Source organism: Petrotoga halophila DSM 16923, assembly GCF_002924615.1.
Genome location: NZ_JALY01000148.1, coordinates 1 through 1435, shown reverse-complemented (window position 1 = coordinate 1435; position 1435 = coordinate 1). Strand labels below are relative to the sequence as shown.

2 protein-coding genes are annotated in these 1435 nt (G+C 38.7%); both read right to left on the bottom strand.

Annotated features, from left to right (window positions below):
- Positions 1 to 908: M42 family metallopeptidase (locus AA81_RS07365; protein WP_103898681.1), on the bottom strand; the 908-nt coding region annotated here is incomplete at its 3' end.
- Positions 905 to 1435: M20/M25/M40 family metallo-hydrolase (locus AA81_RS07360; RefSeq protein ID WP_146050358.1), on the bottom strand; the 531-nt coding region annotated here is incomplete at its 5' end. The genes AA81_RS07365 and AA81_RS07360, both read right to left, overlap by 4 nt.

Sequence of the window (1435 nt, the reverse complement as noted above, 5' to 3'; positions counted from 1 at the left end):
CCTGCTGGAATTCCATAAAGGGTCTTTGCGAGTCTGGCTGCATCTGTTCCTCCTGCCGTTCGCATTTTGTATTGGAATTTAATCCCTAATTTCTTTGCAGTATCTACAATTTTTTCAAAGATCTCTTTGTTAAGTACTAAACCGCTATGCATGAATGTTAAGACCGGCCCATTTCCGATATGGGTTGCCCATTTATCCGGGGTATTTTCAGGGTTGTCCCCAGCAGTTGTACCTTCTAATACAATAGCGAAATTTGGCTGTATTTCTGAAGCTGCAGTTCCTGTACCTCTCAGCCCTGTTTCTTCCTGAGTAGCAAAATTGAAGTATGTGTCGTAAAGAGGTTTCTCGCTGTTCTCAAAAAAATAGTCAATTATATCCATCATAATAGAACATCCAACCCTATCATCAAAGGCTTTGGCTACAGCATAGTTATTTTCTTCATAGTAAGTAGTATCAAATGTAACCATATCGCCCAAATGGACCTTTTTAGATGCTTCCTCTTTGTTGGAAAATCCAGCGTAGACCCTTATACTTTCATATTGCTCAACTTTGTCGGTTTCTTTTTCTAAGTGAATAGGTGTAGAATTGACAACAGCAGATATTTTTTCTTCGATTTTTAATCTCTGACTTTTTACTACCCTTGGGTCAACTCCCCCAACGGGAGATATGCCAAAAGTACCGTCTTCATTTATTCTGGTGATCATAAAACCAACTTCGTCCATGTGTGCGTCAAGCATTAATTTTTTGGAGGAATCTTTACCTTTAATTAAACAAATTAGGTTCCCCATGTTGTCTTCGGTAATTTCATCAACCTTGTCAGCTACATTTGACTGGATGTACTCTCTTATTTTTTCTTCTCTTGAAGATATGCCGGCAAGATTGGTTAAGTCTTTTAAATACTTCCTCATGATTTTCGACGTCCTTTCCAATTTAAACTGGTGTTTAAAGCAAAGAGAGATAATAATTTTGCGCTTTCTTCCACATCTTTTACATCTACAACCTCGTTGGGAGAATGCATGTTAAGGATTGGAACTGAAACAACACCTGTTTTTACTCCGGTAGAAGATATTTGTACTACATCTGCTTCGGTGCCACTGCCTCTAGCAAAAGTTTCTATTTGGTATTTGATATTGTTATTTTTAGCAGTTTTTGTTAGTTCTTCGAAAACACTTCTGGTAACGGTGGTACCTATACCTATAACTGGCCCTTCCCCCAGCTTGATAGGCTCCACATTTTCCGGCAGTTTTTCACCAAAGGTTACATCAACTACTATGGCAAAATCTGGTTTTAGATGCTGGGCGCTACCTTGTGCTCCAACTAATCCCACTTCCTCACCTTTGTTAAAAGACAAAGTCAATTGTCCTTCAAATTTAAGATTTTGTAGGTACTCCAAAGACTTAATAAGTACCGCAGCTCCGACTCTGTTGTCTAAAGA